This window comes from Pseudarthrobacter sp. P1 (assembly GCF_050156935.1).
GTDB lineage: Bacteria > Actinomycetota > Actinomycetes > Actinomycetales > Micrococcaceae > Specibacter.
In genome coordinates this window covers 4,461,963-4,468,253 of the sequence record NZ_CP189584.1, presented here as the reverse complement: position 1 = coordinate 4,468,253, position 6,291 = coordinate 4,461,963, and the positions used below count along the sequence as shown (strand labels likewise).

Here is a 6,291-nt window from a genome sequence, read left to right as displayed (position 1 = left end):
ACACATTCGAGTTACTTTGCTCAGCATTTATTTTGCTTCAGCTTTTCAGTCGCTGCGATATTTAGAGCTTATTTCATTTGAAATGATTTGTCGAATCGGAATATTATGCCGCTCGTCACATCAAATTCATCTGAGTCCCATCCGCCACCCGTTCAGGGGGTTTGTCGGACGACAAAACCGCACCCTTCCGGGGATTTTTTGGAAGTTTGTCACCGCCGCATTCGGCACCCGATCCTTGGATCCGGCGGCCAGCCCTGCAGGCGACTCAGAAAACAATACACCGATGCCCGGGTGGGCGCAAATCGCGCCGCCCGGGCATCGGTGCACTCCCCCATTAAGGGGAAAAGGAAATATCAGCCGGCAACTTCCACCATGGCCAACGTCCGCTTGCCGCGGCGCATCAACAGGTACTTGCCGGCCAGCAGCTCGGAGCCGGCAATGACGGTGTCGGGGTCGGTGATCTTGGCATTGTTCACGTATGCCCCGCCCTCGCCGATGGTGCGGCGGGCCGCGGAGTTGCTCGCTGACAGACCCGAGGCAACCAGCAGGTCGACAATGCCCATGGCATCGGCGGACACGCTGGCCCGAGGCAGCTCGCGCGTGGCCGACTCCAGCGTGGTTGCGTCCAGTCCGGCGAGGTCACCCTGGCCGAACAGCGCCGCGGAGGCGTCGATGACCTTCTGTGCTGCCTCTTCGCCGTGCACCAGCGAGGTGACCAGGAATGCCAGCGTGCGCTGGGCCTGGCGGGCCTGCGGGCGCTCGGCCACCGCGGCAGCCTGCTCCTCGATCTCGGCCCGGCTGAGGAAGGTGAAGACCTTCAACCGGTCCACCGCATCGGCGTCGGTGGTGTTGAGCCAGAACTGGTACATCTCGAACGGGCTGCACATGGCGGCGTCGAGCCAGATGGCGTTGCCCTCGCTCTTGCCGAACTTGGTGCCGTCGGAGTTGGTGATCAGCGGGGTGCCCAGGGCGTGGACGCTCTTGCCCTCCACCTTGCGGATCAGCTCCGTGCCGCTGGTCAGGTTGCCCCACTGGTCCGAGCCGCCCTGCTGCAGGACGCAGTCGTAGGAGCGGAACAGCTCCAGGTAGTCCATGCCCTGCAGGATCTGGTAGCTGAACTCGGCGTAGCTGATGCCCTCGTCGGAGTTCAGCCGCGAGGCGACGATGTCCTTCTTGATCATGGTGCCCACGCGGTAGTACTTGCCGATGTCGCGGAGGAAGTCGATGGCGCTCATCGGAGCGGTCCAGTCCAGGTTGTTCACCATGCGTGCGGCGTTCTCGCCGTCGAAGGAGAGGAAGCGCTGCACCTGGCCCTGCAGGTAGCCCACCCACTCGGACACCGTTTCCTTGGTGTTCATGGTGCGCTCGGCAGTGGGGCGGGGATCGCCCACCAAACCGGTGGAGCCGCCCACCAGGCCCAGCGGCTTGTGGCCAGCCAGCTGGAGGCGGCGCATGGTCAGCAACTGGACCAGGTTCCCCAGGTGCAGGCTCGGCGCCGTCGGATCAAAACCACAGTAATAGGTGATCGGATCCCCGGCGAGCAGCTTTTCCAGCTCGGCCTCGTCCGTGGAGACCTGGACCAGGCCGCGCCACTTCAGTTCCTGCCAGATGTTGGCAAAGCTGGGATCGTTCGTTTGGGCTGTGATTTCTGTATGCGCTGACACGCCTTCAAAACTACCAGCCCACGGCGGAAAATCCCTTACGGCGACGGCGCCTGAGCCCCGATGCAGGGCCCAGACGCCGTCGTCGTTCCAGAGAAGCTAGGCCTCGATCCCGGCCGGCAGCGCGGTCGAGGTGATCAGGCGCAGGCGCTGGGTGGGTCGGGTCATGGACACGTACAGGTCCCCCACCCGGCCGGACGCGGCATGCAGCAGGGCCGAGGGCTCAAGGATCACGACGCCGTCGAACTCCAGGCCCTTGGCCTCGTGCGGGTCCATCACCACGATGTCCTGCTCCAGCGAACCGGCGCCATGGCCCACACGCCGGCCGTACACGGCCCTGACCGCTGCGGCAGTTGCCGCCACCTGGCTGTGGGTGGTGATGATGGCGAGCAGGCCACCGTCGAGCGCCGCCAATTCCTCGGGCAGCACCCGCACCAACGTCTGGAGCATCTCCGGGGCGCCAACACGGTCAATAACCGGACCCCAGCGGCCCTCGCGGACCGCCTTGGGCGCGGACACAACGGCACCGGCGGCATTGGCCATGCGCACGGCGGCCTCGGCAATCTGCGACGGCGTGCGGTAGTTCACTGTCAGCTCCTCCAGCGCCCAGCGGTCGCCCATGAAGGGCGAGAGGGCCTGCTGCCAGGAGGTGGCGCCCGAGGCCGAGCTGGTCTGGGCGATGTCCCCGACGATCGTGAAGGACTTCACCGGGCAGCGGCGCACCAGCAGGCGCCACTGCATGGGCGAGAGCTCCTGCGCCTCGTCCACCACGATGTGCCCGTAGGCCCAGCTGCGGTCGCCCATGGCGCGCTCGGCGCTGGTCATTGAGTTGTCGCGGACCTCGTTGTGGTCCACCAGTTCCTCGGCGGTGAGCACGCCGTCGACGCCGGAATCGGCCATCAGGGCCGTCATGTTGTCGATCGCGCGCTTGGCATTCTCGATGTCGCGCTTGTGCGCGGCGTCGTGGGCGGCCTCGTCGCGGCCACCCGTGGCATCCAGCTCGCCCAGGAGCTCGGCCGCCTCGTCGAGCAGCGGAACGTCGGATTCGGTCCACGCCGCGGCCACTGGCCGGCGCAGCAGTGCACGGTCGGCGTCGGAGAGCATCGGGGTGGAGTACGCCAGGATGTGGTCCTTGGCGAACAGCTCCGACACCAGCTTCTTGGCCGAGAGCGGCATCCAGCACAGGTTCAGTGCCACACGGACGTCGCGCGATTGGCGCACGTCCTCGGAGAGGTAGGAGCGGTCGGCGGTGTTGCCGGCGCCGGAGGCTTCGATGTGCTCGCGCAGTTGGTCCGTCAGTTCGCGGAGCAGGATCTTCACGAACGTGCCGCGGGCCTCGTTGTGGGTCTTGCCGGTGGCGCGGGCCTTGTCCCGGGCCCGGCGCACCTGCCGCACGGTGAGCACCAGGTTGGTGCCCTCCACGTTGAGCTTCATGTCCGAGGCGGGGATGCGCTGGCGGTTGGTGACGGCGTTGCGGATGACATCGGCCATGACCAGGCGGCCCTTGACCTCTGCCACCGCCGGATCCTCGTCCGCCGACGCCGCGATGCCGGGCATGAGCCGGCCCATGCTGGCCATGACCACGCCGGTCTCGCCCAGCGAGGGCAGCACGCGCTCGATGTACTTCATGAAGGCGCTCGAGGGGCCCACCAGCAGCACGCCGGCGGACTTGAGCCGGTCGCGGTGCGTGTAGAGCAGGTAGGCGGCGCGGTGCAGCGCCACCGCCGTCTTGCCTGTGCCGGGTCCGCCTTGGACCACCAGTGCGCCACTGAGGGGCGAACGGATGATGCGGTCCTGCTCGGCCTGGATGGTGCCGACGATGTCGCTCATCCGGCCGGTGCGCTTGGAGTTCAGGGCGGCCAGCAGCGCGCCCTCGCCCTGGAGGGTCTCGGACTCGGCCAGCATGGCGGAGTCCAAGACGTCATCCTCGATGGCCTTGACGTTGCGGCCCTGCAGGATCAGGTGGCGGCGGCGGCGCACGCCCTGGCGTTCAAAGGCCGTGGCCTGGTAGAAGGTGCCGGCCTCCGGTGCCCGCCAGTCGACCATCAGCTGCTGCAGGTCATCCGTGGACAACCCGATGCGGCCAATGTAGCGCTGCTCCCCGGAGTCCAGGTCCAGCCGGCCAAACGCCAACCGGTCATCCACGGCATTCAGCTGCGCCAAACGGTCCTCGTAGAGCGTGGCAAAGGCATCACGCTCGGAGCGGTTCTGGTGGGACCCCATCGACGTCGTACGGCGCACCTCCTCAAGCTGGTGCGTCTTTTCATCGCGCAGCTCATCCAGACGGTGGTACAAACCAGCTACATAGTCGCGTTCGTGGGCGAGTTCAGCATCATGCATTACTTACGGTCCCTTCGCAAAAGTCAGACCGTCCATTCTATAGCCATTTGGGTGAACTGAAACCCAACGGCGTTACGCCCGCGGCTGACCGGGCCGTGGCGGGATGCCCCGCGGCCCACCCTGTGTGCGGGGCGCCCGGGGCCGCCGGCGGCTAGACGAGCTGCAGCGAGTGGACCTCGACGCCCTCCAGCGCCGCCCGGCCTGCCAGCGCCTCCAGCTCCAGGACCACGCCGACGCCGGCGATCTGGACTCCGGAGCGCTCAAAGAGCCGGCGCGCGGCGGCCAGCGTGCCGCCGGTGGCCAGGACGTCGTCGAGGATCAACACACGGCTGCCGGCGGGAACGTCGCCCTGGTGCAGTTCGAGCGCGGCCTCGCCGTATTCCAGCGCGTACTTCTCGGTGAACACGGCCCGGGGCAGCTTCCCGGCCTTGCGCACGGTGATGACGCCCTTGCCTGTGGCGTAGGCGGCGGCAGCGGCGAGCAGGAATCCGCGCGCCTCCACGCCGGCCACGGCGTCGAACTGGCCGGCAAACGGCTCCACCAGCGCCTGGACCACGGCCTTGAGCGCCTGGCCGTCCGCGAACACCGGAGTCAGGTCCTTGAAGGAAATGCCGGGCTCCGGGTAGTCCTGCACGATCTCGCACAGGCGGGTCAGCATGGCCTCGATGCTCTCGGCGGGCGCGGTGTTTTGGGTGGCGGATTCAGGATTCACTCCCCCAGATTACCCGGCGCCAACGGGGTGCCCGGCGGGTGCGGAAACCGCTGCACGCCACCGTGCCCCGGCACTGCGCGGCCCACCGCCGAATGGCGAAAATGGACCGGTGGCCGATGTCACCAAAAATTCATTTTCCGCTGGGCCAAAAAATGGTTTCAGAAGGCCCAAAGAGGTGCTTAGATATCTCAGTGCAACACAACATCTCCCTCTCCGGACACGGTGTCCGGCTTGTGCCACTGCGGCGCCGCCACGCGGGCGAGCTCTTTGGCTTTATCGACTCCGAACTGTGGGCCGGAATGGCCTCCCCGCAGCCGGTGAGCAAACGCGCATTGGAGCGCCTGTTTGCCGCCCGCATCATGGATCCGTCCACCGTGCCCTTCGCGGTGCTGGACGATGAAACCGGTGCCCTGATGGGAACCACCAGCCTTTATGACTACGCGCCGGACCAAAGCCGGGTGGAAATCGGCATGACTTTCTTTGGCCGCCAGTTCTGGGGCACCCAGGTCAATGCCGCTTCCAAACACCTGCTGATGAACTTTGCGTTTGAGCAGTTGCGCGTCCACCGCATCACCCTGCGCTGCGACGTCCGCAACGTCCGCAGCGCCAACGCCATCCTGAAGCTGGGCGCCACCCACGAGGGTGTGCTCCGCGGCTACCGGCTGGCCCCGGACGGCACCCGGACCGATACCAGCGTCTTCTCGATCCTCACGGACGAGTGGCCGCTGGTGCACACCCGGCTGCTGGACCGCCTCGCCACCGGCTTGGTGCGGCAGCGGTCCTCCGTGGTGGCCTAGCAACCTCACTCCGTCCCGCTTCCGGGACGCCCAACTTCATCCAGGATGCCGGTCCCCACATGGGATGGCGCCACTATGGCGTCCCCAACGGGGAGCGGCGTCCTGCGTTCAGGACGAGGTCACGGGCGGGGTGCGGCGCTTGGGCACGGCCGGCTTGTAGGTGGACACAGTGGGATCGCCGTCGAGCCAGAACCGCCAGGGGTACTCCGGTGTACCGCCCGGAGGGGCCAGGCCGACGCGCGGGCCGGTGCGGATGGCTGCGTCCGGCGGGGATGCCGGCAACACGAGCGCCAGCTCGCCGCCCAGGACCGACATGCCGTAGTGCCGCCGGTCCAGGCCCAGAGCCGTGGCCAGCCGGGCCGGACCTTGTGCCAGGTCCTTGTCCGAGCGCGACGCCGGACGCCGTAGCCGGGCCAGTTCCAGGCCCTCCAGCACCTCGCCGGCCCGCAGCAGCACGCCGGTGGCGGTTCCCTCCGGGCCGCAGACCACATTGGCGCAATAGTGCATGCCGTAGGTGAAGTAGACGTAGAGGCGGCCGGGCGGGCCAAACATGGCGGCATTCCGGGCCGTTGGACCCCGGTAGCTGTGCGATCCGGGGTCGGGTGCGTCGGAATCGGCGGCGCCCAAATAGGCCTCCATTTCCGTCAGCCGCACCGTCACGGTCCCCTCCGGCGTGGTGTGGGACAGGGTGGCGCCCAGTAGGAGCGGCGCGACCTCCGTGGCCGGTCTGCCGAGGAGCTCGATCAAGTGCGCAGCGGCGTCCATGGCCCCACGCTACAAC

At 67.2% G+C, this 6,291-nt stretch carries 5 protein-coding genes; 1 reads left to right on the top strand and 4 read right to left on the bottom strand.

Going from position 1 to position 6,291, the window contains the following annotated elements:
* Nucleotides 1–353: 353 nt before the first annotated feature.
* The 3 genes from tyrS to ACQCSX_RS20830 form a co-directional block, all read right to left on the bottom strand.
* Nucleotides 354–1,664: a tyrosine--tRNA ligase gene (gene tyrS / locus ACQCSX_RS20840; RefSeq protein WP_427017101.1), complete on the bottom strand. Its 1,311-nt coding sequence runs from the start codon at nucleotides 1,662–1,664 to the stop codon at nucleotides 354–356.
* Nucleotides 1,665–1,760: 96 nt separating this feature from the next.
* Nucleotides 1,761–4,001: a HelD family protein gene (locus ACQCSX_RS20835; RefSeq protein ID WP_427017100.1), complete on the bottom strand. Its 2,241-nt coding sequence runs from the start codon at nucleotides 3,999–4,001 to the stop codon at nucleotides 1,761–1,763.
* A gap of 151 nt (nucleotides 4,002–4,152) precedes the next feature.
* The gene (locus tag ACQCSX_RS20830) at nucleotides 4,153–4,659 is read right to left on the bottom strand and encodes an adenine phosphoribosyltransferase (RefSeq protein WP_427019120.1); all 507 of its coding nucleotides are present in this window, start codon (nucleotides 4,657–4,659) and stop codon (nucleotides 4,153–4,155) included.
* 245 nt (nucleotides 4,660–4,904) lie between these two features.
* On the opposite strand from ACQCSX_RS20830, the gene ACQCSX_RS20825 reads away from it, so the two are divergent.
* The gene (locus tag ACQCSX_RS20825; protein ID WP_427017099.1) at nucleotides 4,905–5,510 is read left to right on the top strand and encodes a GNAT family N-acetyltransferase; all 606 of its coding nucleotides are present in this window, start codon (nucleotides 4,905–4,907) and stop codon (nucleotides 5,508–5,510) included.
* Between the two features lie 108 nt (nucleotides 5,511–5,618).
* Here the strand turns inward: ACQCSX_RS20825 and ACQCSX_RS20820 are convergent, their stop codons facing one another.
* A complete protein-coding gene (locus tag ACQCSX_RS20820) occupies nucleotides 5,619–6,275 on the bottom strand; it encodes a DNA-3-methyladenine glycosylase (RefSeq protein WP_427017098.1) in 657 nt (218 codons plus the stop codon).
* Nucleotides 6,276–6,291 lie beyond the last annotated feature (16 nt).